The sequence below is a fragment of the Alkalibacterium olivapovliticus genome, from assembly GCF_003003275.1.
In the GTDB taxonomy this organism is placed as follows: Bacteria; Bacillota; Bacilli; order Lactobacillales; family Carnobacteriaceae_A; genus Alkalibacterium; species Alkalibacterium olivapovliticum.
Genome location: NZ_PVTO01000015.1, coordinates 38,577 through 60,243 on the forward strand (window position 1 = coordinate 38,577; position 21,667 = coordinate 60,243).

The window sequence follows — 21,667 nt, forward strand, 5'->3', positions numbered from 1 at the left end:
GATAATCAAATTCTAACTTTTCTTTTTATTACGATAGTGTTACTATTACCTTGAAAGGAAAGACTGTTAGCGTACTCAATTAAAAATGCCTATTAAATTTAAATGAGAAACTGGCAGTCTTTTCTAAAGATACATAAACATATATTAGGGGGAATTATCTTGTCAACAATTAAATTAAGATCTTTATTAGCTTTAGGAACATCTGCATTTGTTTTAGCTGCATGCCAGGGGGAAGATGCCGGCGATACAACTGATACAATCGAAGATGATACAGAGGATACTGCAACAGATACTGGTGAAGATACATCAGATGAAACTGCAGAAGATGATGGCGAAGATACAGAAGATATCGATTTCCGCATAGCAATGATTACTGATGAATGTGGAGTGGATGACCGTTCATTTAACCAGTCAGCTTGGGAAGGTATGAACGAATGGGCTGAAAACCTTGGATTAAGCGACGAACATTTTGCTTACTACCAGTCAAATGACTCAGCTGATTTCATTCCTAACTTGAATCAGGCAAATGCTGAAGGGTATGATATCATTTATGGTATTGGATTCATGTTACTGGATGCAGTAAATGATGTTGCTGATCAGAACCCTGAACAGAACTTTGGTATTGTTGATGATATTTCTGATCGCGATAATGTGATCTCTCTAACATTCCGTGACCACGAAGCTGCTTTCTTAGCTGGTGTGGCTGCTGCTGAAACAACTGAAACTGGCCGTGTAGGCTTCATCGGGGGGATTGCCGGACCGGTAATCGACCGTTTTGAAACTGGATTTATTGCAGGTGTTGCTCATGTTGACGAAAGCATCGAGGTAGATTCTCAATATGCTGAGTCATTCAGTGATGCAGGTATCGGACAGCAAATCGCTGCTGGTATGTATGCAAGTGGTGCTGACGTTGTCTACCACGCTGCTGGTGCTGTTGGTAATGGCGTATTCACAGAAGCTCGTAACCGTCTGGAATCTGATTCTGACGAACAGATCTGGCTAATCGGTGTCGACCGTGACCAAGAAGAAGAAGGTAACTGGGATGGTGGAAACTTCACTTTGACTTCAACACTTAAAGGTGTAGGATCTTCAATTGAAGCTTCTGCAAACCAGACAATTGAAGAAGGATTCCCTGGCGGAGAAACAATCGCTTACGGTTTAGAAGAAGAAGGGGTAGACCTTACTCGCGGAAATATGTCTGACGACGCATGGGCTGCTGTTGAAGAAGCACGTCAAGCTATCTTAGACGGTGAAATTGAAGTTCCAGAATTCACATACTCAGAATAGTAAACAAAGAATCAAAACTTGAATAGGCCCAAGTTAATAATTTAAGCGCTAGTCTTTGGGCTGGCGCTTTTTTTTCTTCACTTCAGATTTAACTGAATTCTTAGTAAAGGCTTATATTCTCGAATTTACGATGGGTTGAATGTACGGTATAATAAAATAACTGTTAATATCAATTGAATGAAGCAAAGGAGGGACCTTTTATGTCAGAGACGAATAAAGTCATTGAAATGAAAGGCATTACAAAACAGTTCGGTAATTTTAAAGCGAATGATAATATTCATTTAGACCTCAACAAAGGTGAAATTCACGCTCTGCTTGGAGAAAATGGTGCCGGTAAATCTACTTTAATGAATATTCTGTCCGGATTACTTGAACCAACAGAAGGCGAAATTTGGGTGAATGGTGATAAAGTCAATATATCATCACCAGATGTTGCGAATCAGTTAGGGATTGGGATGGTACATCAGCATTTTATGCTGGTGGATAAATTTACAGTAACTGAAAATATCATGCTGGGGAAAGAGAAACACCGATTTGGTTTTATGGACCAGTCTTCTGCTGAGGAAGATGTTCAGAAGCTGTCAGATCAGTATGGTTTAAGAGTTGACCCTAAGGCGCGTATCTCAAACATATCAGTAGGCATGCAGCAGCGTGCAGAGATACTGAAGACGCTATACCGTGGGGCGGATATTCTGATTTTTGATGAACCGACAGGTGTACTGACACCTCAGGAAATCGATGAACTGATGGATATCATGAAAGCACTGGTAAATGAAGGTAAGTCGATTATTTTGATCACACACAAGCTGGATGAAATTAAGCAGGTTGCAGACCGCTGTACTGTTATCCGAAGAGGAAAAAGTATCGATACAGTAGATGTAGCCAGTACCTCTCAACAGGAACTTGCAGATATGATGGTTGGCCGCTCGGTTTCATTTAAAGTGGATAAAAAACCGTCTAACCCTCAGGGACCCGTTCTTGAAATCAACAAACTAACTGTCAAAGAAGCAAGAGGTTATGATGCAGTCAAGGCAATCGATCTTGAGGTGAAAGCCGGTGAAATCCTGGGTATCGCAGGAGTAGATGGGAATGGTCAGTCAGAACTGATTCAAGCTATAACAGGGCTGACGAAAGTCGATTCAGGCACGATCAAACTCGACGGCAAAGATATTACCAATAAAAAACCGCGTAAAATCACCGAAACAGGATTGGGTCATATCCCTGAAGACAGACAACGGTATGGACTAGTTCTGGAGATGAAGCTGGAAGAGAACATGTCATTACAGACTTATTATCAAAAACCGTTCAGTAATCACGGATTTTTGAATCATAAGGAAATTAAGGAACATGCGAAACGACTGATTGAAGAGTTTGATGTGCGCACACCTAGTGAAGAGCATACAGCAGCCTCTTTATCAGGAGGAAATCAGCAGAAGGCGATCATTGCTCGTGAGATTTACCGGGATCCCATTCTCCTGATAGCGGCTCAGCCGACTCGGGGACTGGATGTGGGAGCAATCGAATACATTCACAAACGCCTGATCGAGCAGAGGGATAACGGAAAAGGTGTTATCCTGATGAGTTATGAACTGGATGAAGTTATGAATGTATCTGACCGTATCGCTGTTATGTATGATGGCAATATTATCGCAGTAGTCAATGCTGATGAAACAAACGAAAAAGAACTTGGCCTATTGATGGCGGGTGTTTCTTTGGATAAGGCACACGAAGAAGTGGCAGATGCAGAGGGAAAGGAGAAGGATACCGTTGCTAACACAAAGTAGTAATCGATTAAATAATTTATTAGTTCCTATCCTTTCAATTATTTTAGGATTTATTTTTGGAGCTTTATTGATGCTTGTTTTTGGATACAACCCTATTCTTGCTTATCAGGCTATGCTGACAGGCGTCTTCACGAGTCCTTACTTCTTCGGTGAAGCATTGAGGCAGGCGACTGTACTGACCTTTACCGGACTGGGATTTGCCATTGCCTTCAAGGCTGGATTTTTCAATATTGGGATTGCCGGTCAGGTATTAGTCGGTTGGGTCAGCGCTATATGGGTAGCTTTGGCATTTCCCGATTTGCCTAGAATACTGCTGGTGACGTTAAGTCTGCTGGTTGGTGTGATTGCGGGTGCTGTATGGGCTGGAATGGCCGGCGCACTGCGTGCATATTTTGGAACGAATGAAGTTATCGTTACGATTATGCTGAACTATGTTGCCTTACATGTGACAAACTATTTGATCAGAAATGTCTTATCTACAGGAAATACGACTGAAAGAATAGGAGAAAATGCCAGTTTGAGGCTGGATTGGCTGACGACTTTAACAGCCGGGTCTCGTTTGAATATTGGATTGTTCATCGCTATTGTTGTCGTTGCTCTTTATTGGGTATTTATGACACAGACAACAGCTGGATTTGAAGTGAGAGCGGTAGGATTAAACCCCTTTGCATCAAGTTATGCTGGAATGAGTGCAGCTAGAAATATCATCTTATCGATGGTTATTAGTGGCGGTCTTGCCGGTTTAGGTGGGGCTGTACACGGTTTAGGAACGTTCGGGAATATCTTCACTCAAAGCGGACTGCCAAATGTCGGATTTGACGGGATTGCGGTTGCTTTACTCGGATTAGGAAATCCTATTGGTATTTTCTTCTCAGCTATTCTCTTCGGAATCTTAGAGGTAGGCGCTGGCTTTTTACCTAACCAGGCTGGAGTTCCAGATGAAATGGCCAGTATCGTTATTGCTGCGATCATTTTCTTCGTTGGAGCAAATTACCTGATTCGATTCTTTATTAATAAAATTCAGACAAACAAACAAGCGACAGAAGGAGGAGAATAGGCATGGACATTATGCAACTATTGCAATTAATTGTATCCAGTTCGTTAATGTATGCCGCTCCATTGATCTTGACAGCTCTTGGAGGAACCTTCTCTGAGCGTGCGGGAGTAGTAAACATTGGACTAGAAGGTATCATGGTTATGGGTGCTTTCATGTCAGCTATTTTTAATATTCAATTTTTTGGTACATTTGGAGCTATGACGCCATGGGTTGGATTGATTGCCGGTGGGATAATTGGACTGTTATTCTCACTTCTTCATGCAGTCGCAACGATTCATTTACGTGCCGACCATATTGTATCAGGTACTGTAATTAATCTGGCAGCTCCAGCTTTAGCCGTGTTTCTTACACGTGCAATATTCGGAGCAGCGCAGACAGGTCCTTTGCCCCGTGCATTTGGTCGTTCAAACATATTTTTATTAGACCGTATACCCGTAATTGGTCCGATCTTTTTCCGTAATACTTCCGGACCTGCTTATCTTGGGATAATCATTGCAGTCATTGCATGGTTCATTCTATTCAAAACGCGTTTTGGATTACGTCTGCGTTCTGTAGGTGAGCATCCTCATGCCGCCGAAACTTTAGGAATCAAAGTGTACACTATGAAGTATGCGGGTGTACTGATTTCTGGTTTCTTAGGTGGAATGGGGGGAGCGATTCAGGCTCAAGCTATTCATAATGAGTTCGGTATTTTAACCGTTGCAGGACAGGGATTCATCGCAATGGCAGCTATGATTTTCGGTAAATGGAATCCGCTTGGTGCGATGGGAGCGGCGATATTCTTTGGGTTTGCTCAAAGTCTGGCTCGTATTGGTCACTACATTCCGATCGTACAGGATGTTCCCGGTATCTGGCTTCAAATCCTACCTTATCTGTTAACTATCTTAGTATTGGTTGGATTAATTGGCCGTTCAGAAGCACCTGCCGCAATTGGGAAAACGTATATCAAATCAAAATAGGCACTATAAAAAACGACACCCCTATCATAGAGGTGTCGTTTTTTTGTTCGCGCAGACCGGACTGCTATTTTTTTTCAACAGCCAGAAGAAATGGAGGAGAATTGACCTGATTGATAAACCCATATCGCAGGACATTATAATCTTTTTGAGGGAGGGTCTCAACTAAACTCAAAACAGCGTCTTTTTCATTTCGTCCTCCCTCGTGTCCGTAATAAACCATGATGAGTAATACCCCGTCTTTTTTTAAAAGTGGGAGAGAATGTTGGATTGCCTCTAAAGTAGTTGCTGGGGTTGTCACAATAGATTTATCGCCTCTAGGGAGATACCCAAGGTTGAATACTACCGCAGATACCGATTCATCTTCTAATGAGAGGGAACCGATTTCCTCGTGACCTGAAAGATGAAGGTCAACCTGACTCTTAAAACCATCTGCAATAACTTTCTCAAGTGTCGTTTGGATTGCTTGTTCTTGAATATCGAAGCCTATTACCCTCCCGGTTGATCCGACTAAATGGGCCAGTTTTAGTGTATCATGTCCATTGCCGACAGTGGCATCAATTGTGATATCGCCTGTCTTGACCGCTTTGTCCAGTAAATAATGTGAATAGTGTAAAGCTGTTTCCAGCATATCATACGCCTCCAAAAAAATAGTATAAGGTTAATAGGTCAAACCTTTAAATAATTAACATGTTCATAAAAAGGGGGAGAACGATTGGTTATATTGTGTCCCTGTATATTACAGATTGGTAACAATGTGAATATGGTCATATTTTATATATCTCTTCTTATCCAGTCAATGTATAATATAGAGACAACAATCGTTAAGTTGAAACGAGAGGAGAAAAATTATGACAAAACCAACTTTATTGTCTCCTGCACCATCGAAAGGGATTAGAAAATCTTTATTATTTTCATCAAGTCTTCTCGCTGGCGTTATTACGTTAGGAACGTTTACTAGTGCAGTCGAAGCTCAAGAGCTAGATATTGATCATGATTTTTTACAAAACCTGTATGAACAGTATACAGCTTTAAACATATCAACAGAAGAACAATCCCAGACTTCTGTCGAGAGTTTAGAGAAATCAGACAGTTCAAATGATGAACTCCCGGAAGAAATCGCAGACGAATTAAACTACATAAAATCTCAATTACTTAAGATGATCGAATTAGCTGGTGGACAAAACGTGCTGGAACAACTGGATAGTGAAAATATGTCAGTTGAACAGCTGGATACTATATTTAACGCATTGATTGAACAACAGTTAATTAATGAAGACTTAAACAAAACTGTTGAAGTGGTGTCAGTAGATGAAACTGAAGAAGTAGCAGAAGAAGAAGAAACAGCTGAAACATTAGATAATGTGGAAACTGAAGAAGTAGTAGAAGAACAGGACAATTCAGATACTGATGAAACTGCAGTGGTTGAAGAAGTAATAGAAGAACTTGAAGAAGAAGTGACAGTGGAAGAGCCAAAAGTAGAAGCACCAAAAGAAACACCTAAAGCTGAAACACCTAAAGCTGAAACACCTAAAGAAACACCAAAAGTGGAAACACCGGTAAAGACTGATGCTAAACCAATAGTTTATGTAGTCAAATCAGGTGACACGCTTGGGAAAATAGCCCAGTTATATAATACAACAGCAACTAAACTAGCTAGTTTAAATAATCTTGCGAATGCCAATCGAATATCGGTCGGTCAAGTTCTTGCAATCAATACAGCTGGTGTATCTGAAGCTAAGACGCCACAACCAACAACACCTGGCAACCTAAATCAAGCTACGACACCCACTGCGTTTATTAACCAGATTGCGGGTTATGCTCAAGAGGTGGCGGCTCAAAATGGATTATATGCTTCAGTTATGATCGCACAAGCAAGTCTGGAATCAGGATACGGACGCAGCAGTTTGTCTGCACACCCTAATTACAACTTGTTTGGGATTAAAGGCAGTTACAACGGGCAAAGTGTTGCAAAACAAACAAAAGAATACTATTCACACACAGGGTGGATCACTATTATAGATCACTTTAAAAAATACCCTAGTTATGAAGCGTCTTTAAATGACAATGCACGTCTTCTAAGAAGAGGCCTGAGCTGGAATCCTGAATTTTATGCAGGAGCATGGGTAGAAAGAACGAATAGTTACCGTGATGCGACAGCATGGTTACAGGGACGATATGCAACTGACCCGACCTATGCAAGCAAATTAAATAATCTGATTCAGTTATATGATTTAACACGTTTTGATGTTCCATCCGGAACCGTTACTAAACCAGTACCGAATCCTACGCCAGCACCGGCTCCGACGCCATCCAATCCGACAAATCCTTATAATGAAACGACGACTTATAAGGTAGTCAGAGGAGACACATTAAGCAAGATTGCACGTGAATTCAAAACAACTGTACAAGCTTTAAAAGCGGCCAATCATTTATCAACTGACTTGATTTTTGTTAATCAGACGCTGACTGTGCCTAAGCTTGCTGTAGCTCAGCCGGCTCCTGAACAGCCGAATGAAGATACAAAACCCGAAACAAAGCCAGAGACGTCCAAGCCTGAAACAGGAACTCCTGTACCAGTTGATTCTGGTCAAGTGAATAATCACTCGTATACCGTCGTTAGTGGCGATACGCTTACTGGAATTGCAAGACGATTTAATACAACCGTCAATGCCATTAGACAATCAAACACTCTGTCGTCTGACCGTATTTTCGTAAATCAGAAATTAACAATCACCTCAGCTGTACCAGTCGAAAAACCAGTTGTTCCACCTGCAGAAAATACAAATACTCAAACCATTACAGTTAAAAGAGGAGACACGCTTTATCAACTGGCGAGAACCTACAATACAACTGTAGCGGAATTACGCGCAGTTAATAACCTGACAGCTGACACCATCTATGTCGGTCAGACATTGAGCGTTCAGAAGGCTGCTGATACGACGGTAACGCCACCCATCAGTGATAGCACAGGCGAAACACCTAAAGGGACTGCCCAGTACACTGTCAAGTCCGGTGATACACTTTATGGATTGGCGAGGGAATTTAAAACCACCGTGTCGCATCTTAGAACACTGAACAATCTTAAAACGGATATGATCAGAATAGGAGCGGTCTTAACCGTCCCAGCTGACAAACCAGCTGCACCAGAAGTCCAGAAGCCTGTATTAGACCAGACTTCAGAAACCTCTGTCTATACAATCAAGAGTGGTGATACGTTAAGCCAGATTGCCCGTGACTTTAAGACAACTGTGGCTAAACTACGTGCTGATAATAATTTGACTAATGACCGCATCTTCGTGGGTCAAAAACTGATGGTCAGTGGCATTTCCAATAAACCTCAAAAACCAGTGGAAAGTCAAAAACCTGTCGTGCAAGTAGAGTACGTTGTTAAATCAGGGGATACGTTGACCCAGATCGCCCGTACACATAACACGACAGTAAATGAACTGATGTCACTAAATAGCTTAAGTGATTCTAATCGTTTATCAGTTGGTCAACGGTTGATCGTGACTAAAGGACAGTTAGCAGAGTCGAAACCAGAATCACCTAAACCTGCTCCGACTGCACCCGCGCAACCTAGTGGCGCATCATACACAGTAAAATCAGGCGATACATTAAGCCAGATAGCACGAACGCACAATATGACAGTTGCTGAAGTACGAGAATTAAACGATCTGGAGAATGCAGACCGGATAGTTGTCGGTCAGCGCCTAGTATTATCTGCTGAAAAAGCAGAAACGCCAAAACCAACTGTACCGACGCCAGCACCTGCCACGCCAGTGAGCGGAAATTATACGGTCAAATCAGGCGATACACTGAGTCAGGTAGCTAGAAGTCATAATATGACATTGGCTCAACTGCTGGAATTGAACAAACTGGAGAACGCGGATCGGATTTCCATTGGTCAGCGCCTGGTCGTTACCACAGAAAAAGCAGAAGCACCTAAGCCTGTTGCACCAACGCCAGCGCCAGTATTGCCAGTGAGCGGAAATTACACGGTCAAAGCAGGCGATACACTGAGTCAGATAGCTAGAAGTCATAATATGACAGTGGCACAGCTGCTTGAATTAAACAAACTGGAGAATGCGGATCGGATTTCTATTGGTCAGCGTCTAGTCGTTACCTCAGAAAAAGCAGAAAGGCCTATACCTGCAGCACCAACTCCTCAGCCTGCACCTGTGAAAACAGATGAGTCAAACTATGTAGTTAAAGCAGGGGACACACTTTCTCAATTAGCTAAAGATTTTGAAGTGACACTGTCTCAAATCAAGGAATGGAATAATTTGACAAGTGATATCATTTTTGTCAATCAGAGCCTCGTATTTAAGCAGACAACTGAAACCAAACCCGTTTCAGACAGCAGTCAATCATCACATACTGTTTCAGCTGGAGAGACATTATCTCATGTAGCCAGACTGTATAACCTGACTGTAAAAGAATTAAAAGAATTAAATTATCTGACAAGTGATCTAATCTTTGTTAATCAGAGTTTAGTAGTCACGAGGTAATCATTCGTACTATACCTTTCTGTACTTTTTCAGACAAAAGCTTCGATATACTCGGGCCGTGACTGAAGAAGCACAGAGAGGTTTTTTTGGTTAATACGGTTATAAATAATCGAAATAGGTATAGACATAAGAAAGCGTTTTACCTATAATGAAGGAGACATATTCTTTATGTAACAGTGGGTAGAAATTATTATAAAGATAAAGAATGTGATCCGATGAAAAAAGGAGAGGAACAAATGAAATATTTACAACGTCTTGGTCGTTCGTTAATGCTGCCAGTGGCCGTATTGCCGGCAGCAGCTATACTGATGGGTATCGGGTACTGGATTGATCCAAGTGGATGGGGCGGCGAAAGTCAGCTGGCCGCATTCCTGATTGGCGCAGGGTCTTCCCTGATAGATAATATGGGAATATTATTCGCTATCGGTGTTGCTTTGGGGATGTCAAAAGATAAACATGGTGCAGCCGCACTAAGTGGGTTAGTGGGCTGGCTTGTGACAACGTCCATGTTGGAACCAGGAACAGTGTCGATGTTACAGAATATTCCCGTAGAAGAGGTTGATATTGCATTTGAAAGTATTGAAACAGCATTTACTGGGATCCTAGTGGGACTTATTGGAGCAGCTGTCTACAATAAGTTCAGCGGCACAAAACTTCCTCAGGCACTAGCATTCTTTGGAGGGCGACGGTTACCTCCAATCATTACTTCAGTCGTTTCTCTGGTCGTCGTTGGAGCCTTCCTGCTCATATGGCCACCAGTGTTTGGAGCGTTAGTTGCTTTTGGGACTTTCATGAGTGAATTGGGTTCTGTCGGAGCAGGTCTCTATGGTTTCTTCAACCGCTTGCTCATTCCAACCGGTTTACACCACGCGCTTAATTCAGTCTTCTGGTTTGACCTGATTGGAATAAATGATATCGGAAACTTCTGGGCAGGAACGGGAGAACTCGGAGTCACTGGTATGTATCAGGGTGGATTCTTCCCAGTTATGATGTTTGGTCTTCCGGCTGGCGGATTGGCTATCTACCATATGGCAGATAGTGATCAGAAAAAACGAGTCGGTTCATTGATGCTGGCCGCTGGGTTTGCGTCATTCTTTACAGGCGTAACTGAGCCGCTGGAATTTTCATTCATGTTTGTAGCACCGGCATTATATGTGCTGCACGCTTTGTTTACTGGCTTATCCTTATTTATCGCTGCCTTCTTCGGGTGGACAGCAGGATTTGGATTCAGTGCCGGATTTGTTGATGGTCTTTTGAGTTTCAACCTTCCATTAGCAAATCAGCCGTATATGCTTATCCTTCAGGGACTGGCCTTTGCAGTTATATACTACTTCGGTTTCAGATTTGCCATCAGCAAATTCAATTTGAGTACACCGGGTCGTGGGAAAGAAGCTAATTTGGATGATGGGTCATTTGCAGGCGATACACCTGCACCGGCGGCTCCAACTGCTTCTTCAGCAAACACTGCGGATGTATCCAACGAAAGCGAATATCAGAAAAAGGCCCGTATCATTCTAGATGGGCTGGGTGGACACGAAAATATCACAAGCTTGGATTACTGTGCAACTCGCCTGCGTCTGGAAATAGTCGATATGGACAAAGTTAACGAGGGACGCATTAAAGAAGCCAATGTTCCAGGCCTAAGAAAAGCAGGTAAGAATAATCTTCAGGTGGTTGTGGGAACAGAAGTTGAATTTGTGGCAAACGAAATAGAAAAACTAAAATAAGATTGCGGGTTTCATCCGGCTTTGGTAGAATAGGTTAAAGATAAATAAAGACTGAACAGGATCAGTAAGCGCGTCTTTCCTTCTAGAGAGTGTATGGATGGTGAAAATACACAGGAAACCTGCTGAACTCGCCTGGAAGTTGCTTTAGGGAATCAAGTACTTAAAGCCGTTATCCGCGTTAAGGATTTGAGGCCGTATCTTTTAAGTATACGGTAAATATAGGTGGTACCGCGATCATACACGCCCTATAAGTAGCAGCTTTGCTGTTATTTATAGGGCTTTTTAAATACAAAGGAGAGAACAAAATGTCTTTTAATCACCGTACGATAGAGAAGAAATGGCAGGATTTCTGGGATAAAGATCAAACATTCAAGACAACAGAAGATGAAAGTAAAAAGTATTTTTACGCACTCGATATGTTCCCATACCCGTCAGGACAAGGTCTGCACGTTGGTCACCCTGAAGGGTACACTGCGACAGATATCGTCTCACGCATGAAGCGTGCACAGGGATTTAATGTCCTTCATCCAATGGGCTGGGATGCTTTCGGACTGCCAGCTGAACAGTATGCTCTAGACACAGGAAATGATCCGGCAGAATTTACTGAGAAAAACATTCAAACATTTAAACGTCAAATCAAATCACTTGGCTTCAGTTATGACTGGGAACGGGAACTTAACACAACAGATCCTGACTATTATAAATGGACGCAGTGGATCTTCACTAAATTAGTCGAACACGATCTCGCGTATGAGGCAGAAGTACCTGTCAACTGGTGCCCTGCTTTAGGGACTGTCCTTGCAAATGAAGAAGTTATCGACGGCAAGTCAGAACGTGGGGGATATCCAGTTTACCGTAAACCTATGCGCCAGTGGATGCTGAAAATCACAGCTTATGCTGACCGCCTGCTGGATGATCTGGAAGAAGTTGATTGGCCAGAGCATATTAAAGACATGCAGAGAAACTGGATCGGTAAATCTGAAGGAGCAGAAATTAGGTTCGATGTAAAAGGAACAGATTATTCATTTGACGTCTTTACAACCCGTGCTGATACACTCTTTGGCGCAACGTATGCTGTACTGGCACCTGAGTCTGAACTGGTCGACAGTATTGTAACGCCTGAGCAGAAAGAAGCTGTTGAAGCTTACCGTAATGAAGCCAACAAGAAATCAGATCTCGAGCGGACGGATTTAAATAAAAATAAAACAGGCGTATTTACAGGAGCTTATGCAGTTAATCCTGTGACGAATGAAGACATGCCAATCTGGATTGCTGATTATGTACTGGCATCATACGGGACAGGATCGATCATGGCAGTTCCAGCTCATGACGATCGTGATTTTGAGTTCGCTCAAAAGTATAATTTGCTTATTCGTCCGGTTATTGAAGGTGGAGACGTTGAAAAAGAAGCGTATACAGGAGACGGCGTTCACATCAATTCCGATTTTATCAATGGACTTGATCAGAAGGAAGCGACTGATAAAATTATCGGCTACCTTGAAGAAAAAGAAATCGGTCAGACAAAAACGACATACCGTTTGAGAGACTGGCTGTTTGCCCGTCAGCGCTATTGGGGTGAACCGATTCCTGTCATTCACTGGGAAGACGGGACAACGAGCACAATTCCTGAAGAAGAGTTGCCTGTATCTCTACCGAAAACGACAGAAATCAAACCATCAGGAACTGGTGAATCGCCACTGGCTGTTATAGAAGAATGGGTAAATGTAGTCGATGAGAAGACAGGAATGAAAGGCAAACGGGATACAAATACGATGCCGCAATGGGCTGGAAGCTCATGGTACTTCCTTAGATTTATCGATCCGCATAATACAACACAGCTGGCAGATCCGAAAAAACTAGAACAATGGCTACCGGTCGACCTGTATATCGGAGGAGCAGAACATGCGGTTCTTCACTTGCTCTATGCCCGTTTCTGGCATAAATTCCTGTATGATCTGAAATTGGTTCCGACCAAAGAACCATTCCAGAAATTATTTAATCAGGGTATGATATTGGGAGAAAACAATGAAAAAATGTCTAAATCAAAAGGCAATGTTGTAAACCCGGATGTAGTCGTTGAAAAATTTGGAGCAGACACATTGCGTGTGTATGAAATGTTTATGGGACCACTTGATGCAGCAATTGCCTGGAGTGAAGATGGACTGGAAGGCTCGCGTAAATTCCTTGACCGAGTATGGCGCCTGTTTGTAGATGAAGAAGATAAGGTCAGAGACCGTATAACCACCTATAATAATCAGTCACTTGAGGTTGTCTATCATCAGACAGTTAAGAAAGTAACGGAAGATTTTGAAAATCTGCAGTTCAATACTGGTATTTCTCAGCTAATGGTCTTTGTCAATGCTGCATATAAAGCAGAAGGACTGCCGTTGGATTACGTAAAAGGGTTCTTGCAGATGCTTGCACCTGTAGCGCCTCACGTATCTGAAGAGTTGTGGGCTAAGATTACAAAAGGTGAGAACAGTATTGCCTATGAGAAGTGGCCAACCTACGATGAAGCAAAACTGGTGACAGATGAAGTGGAAGTCGTGTTCCAGGTTAATGGTAAACTGCGTGCAAGGGCAATAGCATCTAAATCGATTTCAAAAGAGGCTTTGGAAGAAATGGCGTTAACACATGAGAAAATGCAGGAACATCTGGAAGGGAAAACGGTTCGGAAAGTCATCGTTGTTCCAGGGAAACTGGTTAATGTCGTAGCGAATTAAGACTAAGAGTAGGAGTAGGGGAGGCACTGCCTTCCCTTTTCTGCTTTACACTAAAAGTGAGGAAAACATATGCAGAAGATACCCGAAACAAAACCGCCTACGAAGCAGGATTTGAAAAAGTTTATGCAGTTAGTATGGTCGACTAAAATATCCAAAGGGCTGATAGCCATTGGACTGGCCGGAAGTCTGTTGACGACTTTGACCCAATTGATGATTCCACTGGCAACACAACAGTTTATTGATGGCATCGAATTTGATCAGTTTGCGCCTTGGATGGTCGCGCTGATTATTGGGATATTTATTTTCCAGGTTATATTTAATGGATTTTCAAACTATGTTCTGCATAAGATAGGCCAGCGAGTAGTTGCCGGACTCAGAACATTTTTATGGAATAAAGTAATCAAACTTCCTGTTTCGTTTTTTGATCAGCATGCTTCAGGTGAAGTAGTCAGTCGAATTACAAATGATACCACAATCGTTCAGAATCTTATTTCATCATTTTTCCCTCAGTTTATTAATGGGATCTTGTCTCTCACTGGAATATTTATCATTCTTGTGTTGATGGACTGGCAGATGACGATTGTCATGCTGACGGCAGTTCCCTTAGCCTTGATCATGACGCGTCCTCTAGGTAAAAAGATCGCTAAAGTATCCAGAGAAATGCAGGACGAAACAGCCTTATTCTCAGGTAAAATCCAACAGACGATTGCTGAGATCAGACTGATGAAATCATCAACTGCCGAACAATATGAGCAGGATAAAGGGCAGGAGGACATAACGAAACTTTATCAGATCGGGTTAAAAGAAGGAAAATATATGGCGATTATCAGTCCTCTGATCTATACACTAATGATGGGAGTCATGGTATTTGTAATTGGGTATGGGGGTGTGAGAGTTGCTCAGGGCATAATGACGACTGGACAGCTCGTTGCTTTTCTATTATACCTGTTCCAGATTATTTTCCCGGTTATCACTTTCATGAACTTTTTCATGCAGATGCAGAAAGCAGCTGGAGCAACAGAACGGATTTCCGGAATACTGGATGAGCAAGAAGAAGCCAGACAACAGGGGAAAGAGAAGAATATTGCTGATTTACCCATAATTTTTGATCAGGTGAGTTTTGCGTATGAAGCAGAAAAAGAAGTACTTCAGTCGATATCGTTTGAAACGCGTCCTGGAGAAAAAATAGCCTTTGCCGGACCAAGTGGTGGCGGTAAATCCACTATTTTCGCCTTGCTGGAACGCTTCTATACACCAGATAGTGGTGAAATACGTGTAGGTGATGACCCAATTGAACAAATCGCCTTAAACTCATGGCGCAGTCAAATAGGATATGTTTCTCAGGAAAATGCTATGATGTCTGGAACTATTCGGTCAAATGTCAGTTACGGCTTACCGGATGCAGAATCCGTGTCAGATGAGAGACTGTGGGAAGTGCTTGAAATGGCTTATGCGAAAGAGTTTGTCAAACAATTTCCCGGACAGCTGGATGAGCCTATCGGAGAACGAGGCTTGAAACTGTCTGGAGGACAGAGACAGCGAATCAATATTGCTAGAGCATTTTTAAGAGATCCAAAAGTATTGATGATGGATGAGGCAACCGCCAGTCTCGACAGTCAATCTGAGGAAAAAGTGTCTGATGCACTGAAGAAACTCATGGATGGACGCACGACATTCGTCATTGCCCACCGCTTAAGTACAATCGTTGATGCGGATAAAATTCTCTTTATTGAAAACGGGCAGCTGACAGGTGTCGGAAAACACGACGAACTATTAAAGACACACCCCTTGTACCGATCGTTTGCCCACCAGCAGTTAAAGAATGAATGATGTGACATTTTGACGAAGAACAGGAGAAAAAGGTGAATCTTTTGTCTAAAAGATTGCACCTTTTGAGATAAAGAAGTATAATAGACTCTGTTACAAAGGAGCATCAGGCTCCTTTTTTCTTCGACCAAAACTAAAGAAAAAGCAGCATCCCCACTTTTACAATTTAAGCAAAGTGGAAACGATTGAAAAGAGGTTTCAGTAAATGGATTCAGATACATCAAAAGTAATAGGCAAAGAAATGTCACATGATCAGAAAATGGTCAGCGGAACGGCCTGGATGACAGCAGGTAGTATGATATCAAGGATACTCGGCGCTTTATATATTATTCCATGGTACGCATGGATGGGCGGACAGGGTCCTGGGGATGCTGCAAATGCACTTTACCAAATGGGATACACACCATATGGATTTTTCCTGGCTCTGGCTACAGCAGGTGTGCCGAGTGCCATATCAAAACAAGTTAGCTACTATAATGCATTGGGAGAATATGAAGTTTCCAAATCGATTTACAAGCAGGGACTTAAGATAATGGCGTTTACCGGTGTTTTGTCGGCCATCATTATGTATCTGATTGCCCCGTTACTAGCTGGAGCAAGTCCATCTGCCAATACAGATGAAGCTATATTAGTCATGCGGTCGCTTACGCCAGCTTTACTGATTATACCGGCTCAGAGTGTGACCAGAGGGTTTATTCAGGGACATAATACAATGGCTCCATCGGCAATATCACAGATTCTGGAACAAGTTTCCCGTATTATATTTTTACTGTCGACGGTTTTTGTCATCAGGCAGGTCAATTCCGGTGAAGTGGTTACAGCCGTTGCTTTTTCAACGTTTGCAGCCTTCATAGGAGCACTGTTTTCACTGCTTTACCTAGGGTATGTGCTGAAGCGGATGAACACGGCATTCAATTATGAACCGGAAGAGAGCAAAGGAGAAGTGTCTGTATCGCCTAATCAGCTGATCATCAATATCATCAAAACGTCGATTCCGTTTATTGTTATTGCAACAGGCATTATCGTTTTCCAGATTGTTGATCAGATTTCATATGGCCCAATCATGTCGGCATTTTCGAATATGAGCGAAGCTGATATCCAACAAACATACGGAATCACGCAGGCGAATGCACACAAACTGATTATGGTCCTCACTTCATTTGGAACGGCTATGTCTATCGCTTCTGTTCCCCTGATCAGTGACTTGATTGCTAAAAAGAACATGAATGAAGTACGCAGACAATTTTCGAAAGGAATTCAGCTTTTACTCTTTGCCATGTTCCCAGCTGCTATCGGCATGATGGTGGTTGCTGAACCGTTATATACGATTTTCTACGGAAACAACACATTAGGAACAGGCATCACTCAAGTATCAGCAATCATGAGTATTTTCGTAGCACTTTATGCTGTCCTTGGTAACATGCTGCAGGCAGCAAATCTAACTAGACCAGCAATTAAAGCTCTTTTCCTGGGACTAGTTGTAAAAATCGTCACTCAAGTCATTTTTGTTGCCTATTTGGGTCCATACGGCATGCTCTTATCCACCATCACAGGATTTGCTGTCAGCTGTGGATTGATGATGCGAATTATGCATCAGCACACACATTATTCAGCTAACCGTTTATTTAGACGATCGCTTCTGATTCTTATTTTTTCCATTGTCATGGGAATAGGGACGTTCATAGCAAAATGGGGATTAGGCTTTGTTCTGAATTATGAAATCAAAGTGCACTCACTTATAGCGCTCATGATTTTAGCTATTGTCGGCATTGTTATTTACGGTTACCTCGTTCTTAAAACGAAACTCGCTGACCGTCTGATTGGTGGACAAGCTGCACGTGTCAGAAATAAATTGAGAATCAGTTAAAAACAACAATCTAATGAATCAAAAACAAGCATACCGTATTTTAAAGGAGTTTTTATGAGACTAGATAAACTGCTTGCCCATAGTGGGTTAGGCACACGTAAAGAAGTCAAGAAATTACTGAAGAAAAAAATCGTTGAAGTCAACAATGAAATCGTCACTGATCCTAAAATACATGTCGATTTGGATGTCGATCACGTAACCGTTAGTGGAGAGACGCTGGACTATCAGGAATTCATTTATTTAATGATGAATAAACCTCAAGGCGTTATCAGTGCAACTGAGGATAATATGCATGAAACAGTCCTTGACCTGCTGGAAATGCAGGATAGTCTGCAGGAACCTCATCCAGTTGGCCGATTGGATATTGATACGGAAGGGCTGCTGATTCTGACAAATGACGGCAAGTTAACACACCGTCTGCTGTCACCTAAGCACCATGTTGATAAGCTGTACTATGCAGAAATTGACGGGATCGTGACGGAAGAGGATCAGACAGTATTTGAACAGGGTGTGATCCTTGAAGATGACTATCAGACATTACCCGCCAAACTGGATATCGTTTCTGTAAATGAAGACACTAACACTTCTGTAATCAAATTAGTGATACAGGAAGGCAAATTTCATCAAGTCAAGCGCATGATGCATTCTGTCGGAAAAGAAGTCACTTACCTGAAACGTCTGGAAATGGGCCCATTAAAACTGGATGATCAGTTAGAATTAGGTGCATACCGCGAGCTGACTTCCGAAGAGCTGGATTTACTAAGAAACGCATAAAAAAGACATAGGAGCTGCTTCATCCTTTTTATAAAAAAGGGATGAAAGCAAATGCTCTTATGTCTTTTTATATGGATTATAGTACAAACGTTTGAAGAATCAGCGCCAGGAATCCAGCTGAAATGTAGGCAAAGGCTAACGCCATAGTCCATTTAGTTTTCTTTTTTTCCTGCTCATGTGCTTCTTTGGTGATGTAGGGCGCAGCCTGTGGTGTGGACCACAAAGTGAAAATAAAAAAAACCGCTATCCCGATAAAGTAAAGTACATCCAGACCCATCATCATTAAAATAAATCCGAGTAGAAATACCCAGAGACTTGAAAACCATAACTTACTTTTCATCCGAAACATCCTTTACTGTAACTTAAAAAATTGTCTAAATAAGTGTACCTTTTTTTAAGGCTGATGACAACAGGGTCAAAACTTGAGCAAACAGAAAAAGGATGTGCTGAGAAATCACAGGGCAATATTTTTCATCAGATAAAACTTAGTTTGCCGGCAGTTTTCGTAAATTCCTTCATAGTAAACGGTATTTTTTCGATAATATGAGAGGGGAGAGTGACGTACTGTGTTTTAGCCAGTTCATCTCCGATATAACTGTGAAGATACACAGCAGACAGCACTGCCTTCTTGTTATCATCAAATTGGGCAACGAAGCCACCGATCATACCAGCCAATGTGTCACCCATACCGCCAGTGGCCATTGCAGGATTTCCAGTGGTATTCTGCCAGACTTCTTCCTCATAGTAAACCTCAGTACGACTTTTTTTCAGGACCACCACTGCGTTCAGTTCTTTTACTTTTTCCTGATTGGTTTCTAGGTACTGTTCGTCAAGCGGAAGCCCGGTCATCGTACGCCATTCTCCAAGGTGAGGCGTGAAAATCAGAGATGCTTCTGTTTCAGGCAACTTTTCATTTACATGCAGGTAAATCGCGTCCCCGTCCACTAGAACCAGCTGATCTTTTCCGGCAGTCTGGTAAACCGTCTGAAGCACATTCAAAGCCAAAGTATCCCGACCTAATCCGGGGCCGACAACGATCACATCCATGGAATCGATTTTCTCTTCGAGTTGGTTAAGATCTTCCATCGGTAAAAACATCGCTTCAGGAAGTCTGGTATGTAGCGCTGCCTGGTTGCTTGAATGGGTAGCTACTGTCACGAGTCCGGCACCACTGTGTAAACCGGCCGACGCTGAGAGCATGATTGCTCCCCCCATATTCTGATTACCACCAACAAATAAAACACGTCCATATGTTCCTTTATAACTGTCTCTTTTTCGTTTGGGAATAAAGGCTTCGACTTTTTCTTTCGTGATTTTTTCCATCGAAAAACCCTCCTTTGGTTCAGTTTACTCCTTCTAGATTAAACAGTCACGCAAAAACAGTTTCTCAAAAAGTCGGAGTGGACGAAGAAGGAATCTGTTTATTTACTCCGGTTTATCCACCTCAATGATTGGCGTTTCATGAAATTAATGATAAAATGGTAAAAGAGACAAGTAAAGTATAGGAGGAATATAAGAATGACAGAACAGACGATTGACTGGAAAGCAGAAGCAGCGAAACGCAAAGATGCGTTTCTAAAAGACCTGTTTGACTTATTACGTATAGACAGTGTCAGAGATGACAATAAAGCAACAGATGAAGCGCCAGTAGGACCGGGGCCAAAAGAGGCTCTCGAAGCGTTCCTCGCATTAGGTGAACGTGACGGTTTTATCACTAAAAATGTAGATAACTGGGCTGGACACATCGAATATGGTGACGGTGATGAATTGATGGGTGTGCTCGCTCACGTGGACGTCGTACCGACTGGAACTGGATGGGAAACGGATCCGTTCGAACCAGTAATTAAAGATGGACGTATTTACGCACGCGGCTCAAGTGATGACAAAGGTCCTGGAGTTGCAGCTTACTATGCTTTGAAAATGATCAAAGACATGGACCTGCCCGTTTCGAAAAAAGTTCGCTTTATTATCGGAACCGATGAAGAAAGTGAATGGAAAGGCATCAAGCACTACCTGGAAACAGAACCTCAGCCAGATTTCGGGTTCTCACCTGATGCTACGTTCCCGATTATTAATGGGGAAAAAGGGAATGCTACAGTCTTTATTGAAACAAAAGCAGACGGAACTGGATCGACTCACGAACTGGTTGAATTTGAATCAGGATTGCGTCCCAATATGGTTCCTCAAGATGCGGTAGCTGTAGTGAAAAGCAGCAACCCTGCTGAAATTGAGTCTTCACTAAACGCTTTCTTAGATGGAGTGCCTGTTAAAGGTGTGGTAGCTGTAGATGGTGATAAAGTAACGGTAGAAATTACTGGTAAAGCAGCACACGGAAGTAAACCGGCAAGCGGCGTGAATGCTGCAACGTATCTCGCGCGCTTCCTGTCAGACTTTGACTTCGCTAAGGATGCGAAAACATTCCTTGAAGTCATCACATTATACTTGCACGATGATCCCGAAGGTAAAAAACTGGGAATTGATCATACGGATGCAGTTATGGGTGAACTGACTTCTAATTCTGGTGTCTTCTCTTATAAAGCGAATGAGAGTGGGAAAATCACAGTCAACATGCGCTACCCTCAAGGCTTGACAGAAGAAGGCATTTTCGAGAGTTTCAAAGCCAAACTGTCTCAATATGACGTTGAGTTATCTAAAACAGAAGGTAAAGAACCACATTATGTACCAGCTAACGATCCATTAGTGACAACACTGCTTGACGTTTACCATCGTCAGACAGGACTGGAGGCACACGAAATGGTTATTGGAGGCGGAACGTATGGACGCTTGATGGAACGTGGTGTTGCTTACGGCGCAATGTTCCCGGATAGCATCGATACGATGCACCAGGCAAATGAATTCATGGCAGTAGACGATTTAATGAACGCGATGGCCATTTATGCTGAAGCCATTTACGAACTAGTCAAATAATCAGTAAGGAAGGAAGAATCCTCGGAATCTTCCTTTTTCTTGTGCGCCCGGCATGGGCGATAACTTGGTGGTGAAAGTCCACTACAGACTTGGCAGTAGGAACTGTTAGCGAAAGACAAGGGTGTCCGCCGTGAGGCGGAATCTGAAGGAAGTCGGACGCAAATGCTTGCACTGACGAACAGAAACTTCATACCAAGGCTTAATAGAACGGATGAGCTTGCAAGAC

At 42.4% G+C, this 21,667-nt stretch carries 14 protein-coding genes and 1 other annotated feature; of the genes, 11 read left to right on the top strand and 3 right to left on the bottom strand.

Annotated elements, in window-relative coordinates; genetic code table 11:
- Nucleotides 1-168 precede the first annotated feature (168 nt).
- From CLV38_RS08470 to CLV38_RS08485, 4 genes are all read left to right on the top strand, one after another.
- On the top strand, nucleotides 169-1,287 hold the full coding sequence (locus CLV38_RS08470) for a BMP family lipoprotein (RefSeq protein ID WP_425427781.1): 1,119 nt from the start codon (nucleotides 169-171) through the stop codon (nucleotides 1,285-1,287).
- Between the two features lie 200 nt (nucleotides 1,288-1,487).
- Nucleotides 1,488-3,071: an ABC transporter ATP-binding protein gene (locus CLV38_RS08475; protein ID WP_106194036.1), complete on the top strand. Its 1,584-nt coding sequence runs from the start codon at nucleotides 1,488-1,490 to the stop codon at nucleotides 3,069-3,071.
- Nucleotides 3,055-4,128 (top strand): ABC transporter permease, encoded by a 1,074-nt coding sequence (locus CLV38_RS08480; RefSeq protein ID WP_245920570.1) that lies wholly within the window; start codon nucleotides 3,055-3,057, stop codon nucleotides 4,126-4,128. The genes CLV38_RS08475 and CLV38_RS08480 overlap by 17 nt, the downstream gene beginning before the upstream one ends.
- 2 nt (nucleotides 4,129-4,130) lie before the next feature.
- Complete coding sequence (locus CLV38_RS08485; RefSeq protein ID WP_106194042.1) at nucleotides 4,131-5,087, top strand: ABC transporter permease; 957 nt, start codon at nucleotides 4,131-4,133, stop codon at nucleotides 5,085-5,087.
- A 64-nt stretch (nucleotides 5,088-5,151) separates the two neighbouring features.
- On the opposite strand, the gene mnmM is transcribed toward CLV38_RS08485, so the two are convergent.
- Nucleotides 5,152-5,715 (bottom strand): tRNA 5-(aminomethyl)-2-thiouridylate-methyltransferase MnmM, encoded by a 564-nt coding sequence (gene mnmM / locus CLV38_RS08490; RefSeq protein ID WP_106194046.1) that lies wholly within the window; start codon nucleotides 5,713-5,715, stop codon nucleotides 5,152-5,154.
- A 220-nt stretch (nucleotides 5,716-5,935) separates the two neighbouring features.
- On the opposite strand from mnmM, the gene CLV38_RS08495 reads away from it, so the two are divergent.
- The 6 genes from CLV38_RS08495 to CLV38_RS08520 all read left to right on the top strand — a co-directional run bounded on the left by CLV38_RS08495 (nucleotide 5,936) and on the right by CLV38_RS08520 (nucleotide 18,513).
- On the top strand, nucleotides 5,936-9,595 hold the full coding sequence (locus CLV38_RS08495) for a LysM peptidoglycan-binding domain-containing protein (protein ID WP_106194049.1): 3,660 nt from the start codon (nucleotides 5,936-5,938) through the stop codon (nucleotides 9,593-9,595).
- Between the two features lie 236 nt (nucleotides 9,596-9,831).
- A complete protein-coding gene (nagE, locus tag CLV38_RS08500) occupies nucleotides 9,832-11,322 on the top strand; it encodes an N-acetylglucosamine-specific PTS transporter subunit IIBC (protein WP_106194094.1) in 1,491 nt (496 codons plus the stop codon).
- Between the two features lie 44 nt (nucleotides 11,323-11,366).
- Nucleotides 11,367-11,573: a binding site (T-box leader), on the top strand.
- Between the two features lie 54 nt (nucleotides 11,574-11,627).
- Entirely contained in the window at nucleotides 11,628-14,045 is a 2,418-nt protein-coding gene (leuS, locus tag CLV38_RS08505) for a leucine--tRNA ligase (RefSeq protein WP_106194053.1), read from the top strand.
- Nucleotides 14,046-14,114: 69 nt separating this feature from the next.
- Nucleotides 14,115-15,875 carry an ABC transporter ATP-binding protein gene (locus CLV38_RS08510; protein WP_106194057.1) on the top strand — a complete coding sequence of 587 codons (1,761 nt, stop codon included), beginning with the start codon at nucleotides 14,115-14,117 and terminating at the stop codon, nucleotides 15,873-15,875.
- Nucleotides 15,876-16,077: 202 nt separating this feature from the next.
- A complete protein-coding gene (locus tag CLV38_RS08515) occupies nucleotides 16,078-17,739 on the top strand; it encodes a putative polysaccharide biosynthesis protein (protein WP_106194061.1) in 1,662 nt (553 codons plus the stop codon).
- 54 nt (nucleotides 17,740-17,793) lie between these two features.
- A complete protein-coding gene (locus CLV38_RS08520) occupies nucleotides 17,794-18,513 on the top strand; it encodes a 16S rRNA pseudouridine(516) synthase (protein ID WP_106194066.1) in 720 nt (239 codons plus the stop codon).
- A 76-nt stretch (nucleotides 18,514-18,589) separates the two neighbouring features.
- Here CLV38_RS08520 and CLV38_RS08525 read toward each other — a convergent pair whose 3' ends face one another.
- Both CLV38_RS08525 and CLV38_RS08530 read right to left on the bottom strand, forming a co-directional pair.
- The gene (locus tag CLV38_RS08525) at nucleotides 18,590-18,853 is read right to left on the bottom strand and encodes a hypothetical protein (protein ID WP_106194070.1); all 264 of its coding nucleotides are present in this window, start codon (nucleotides 18,851-18,853) and stop codon (nucleotides 18,590-18,592) included.
- A gap of 134 nt (nucleotides 18,854-18,987) precedes the next feature.
- Nucleotides 18,988-19,836 (bottom strand): NAD(P)H-hydrate dehydratase, encoded by an 849-nt coding sequence (locus CLV38_RS08530; RefSeq protein WP_106194074.1) that lies wholly within the window; start codon nucleotides 19,834-19,836, stop codon nucleotides 18,988-18,990.
- Between the two features lie 195 nt (nucleotides 19,837-20,031).
- Here CLV38_RS08530 and pepV point away from each other — a divergent pair, with 195 nt between their 5' ends.
- Nucleotides 20,032-21,441, top strand: coding sequence for a dipeptidase PepV (gene pepV / locus CLV38_RS08535; RefSeq protein ID WP_106194077.1), 1,410 nt, complete (start codon nucleotides 20,032-20,034; stop codon nucleotides 21,439-21,441).
- The last annotated feature ends 226 nt before the right edge of the window (nucleotides 21,442-21,667 follow it).

Coding starts and splice junctions, on each gene's coding strand:
- CLV38_RS08520 (WP_106194066.1), top strand. CDS start 17,794: ATGAGACTAGATAAACTGCTTGCCCATAGTGGGTTAGGCACACGTAAA.
- mnmM (WP_106194046.1), bottom strand. CDS start 5,715: ATGCTGGAAACAGCTTTACACTATTCACATTATTTACTGGACAAAGCG.
- leuS (WP_106194053.1), top strand. CDS start 11,628: ATGTCTTTTAATCACCGTACGATAGAGAAGAAATGGCAGGATTTCTGG.
- CLV38_RS08515 (WP_106194061.1), top strand. CDS start 16,078: ATGGATTCAGATACATCAAAAGTAATAGGCAAAGAAATGTCACATGAT.
- pepV (WP_106194077.1), top strand. CDS start 20,032: ATGACAGAACAGACGATTGACTGGAAAGCAGAAGCAGCGAAACGCAAA.
- CLV38_RS08530 (WP_106194074.1), bottom strand. CDS start 19,836: ATGGAAAAAATCACGAAAGAAAAAGTCGAAGCCTTTATTCCCAAACGA.
- CLV38_RS08510 (WP_106194057.1), top strand. CDS start 14,115: ATGCAGAAGATACCCGAAACAAAACCGCCTACGAAGCAGGATTTGAAA.
- nagE (WP_106194094.1), top strand. CDS start 9,832: ATGAAATATTTACAACGTCTTGGTCGTTCGTTAATGCTGCCAGTGGCC.
- CLV38_RS08525 (WP_106194070.1), bottom strand. CDS start 18,853: ATGAAAAGTAAGTTATGGTTTTCAAGTCTCTGGGTATTTCTACTCGGA.
- CLV38_RS08495 (WP_106194049.1), top strand. CDS start 5,936: ATGACAAAACCAACTTTATTGTCTCCTGCACCATCGAAAGGGATTAGA.
- CLV38_RS08475 (WP_106194036.1), top strand. CDS start 1,488: ATGTCAGAGACGAATAAAGTCATTGAAATGAAAGGCATTACAAAACAG.
- CLV38_RS08485 (WP_106194042.1), top strand. CDS start 4,131: ATGGACATTATGCAACTATTGCAATTAATTGTATCCAGTTCGTTAATG.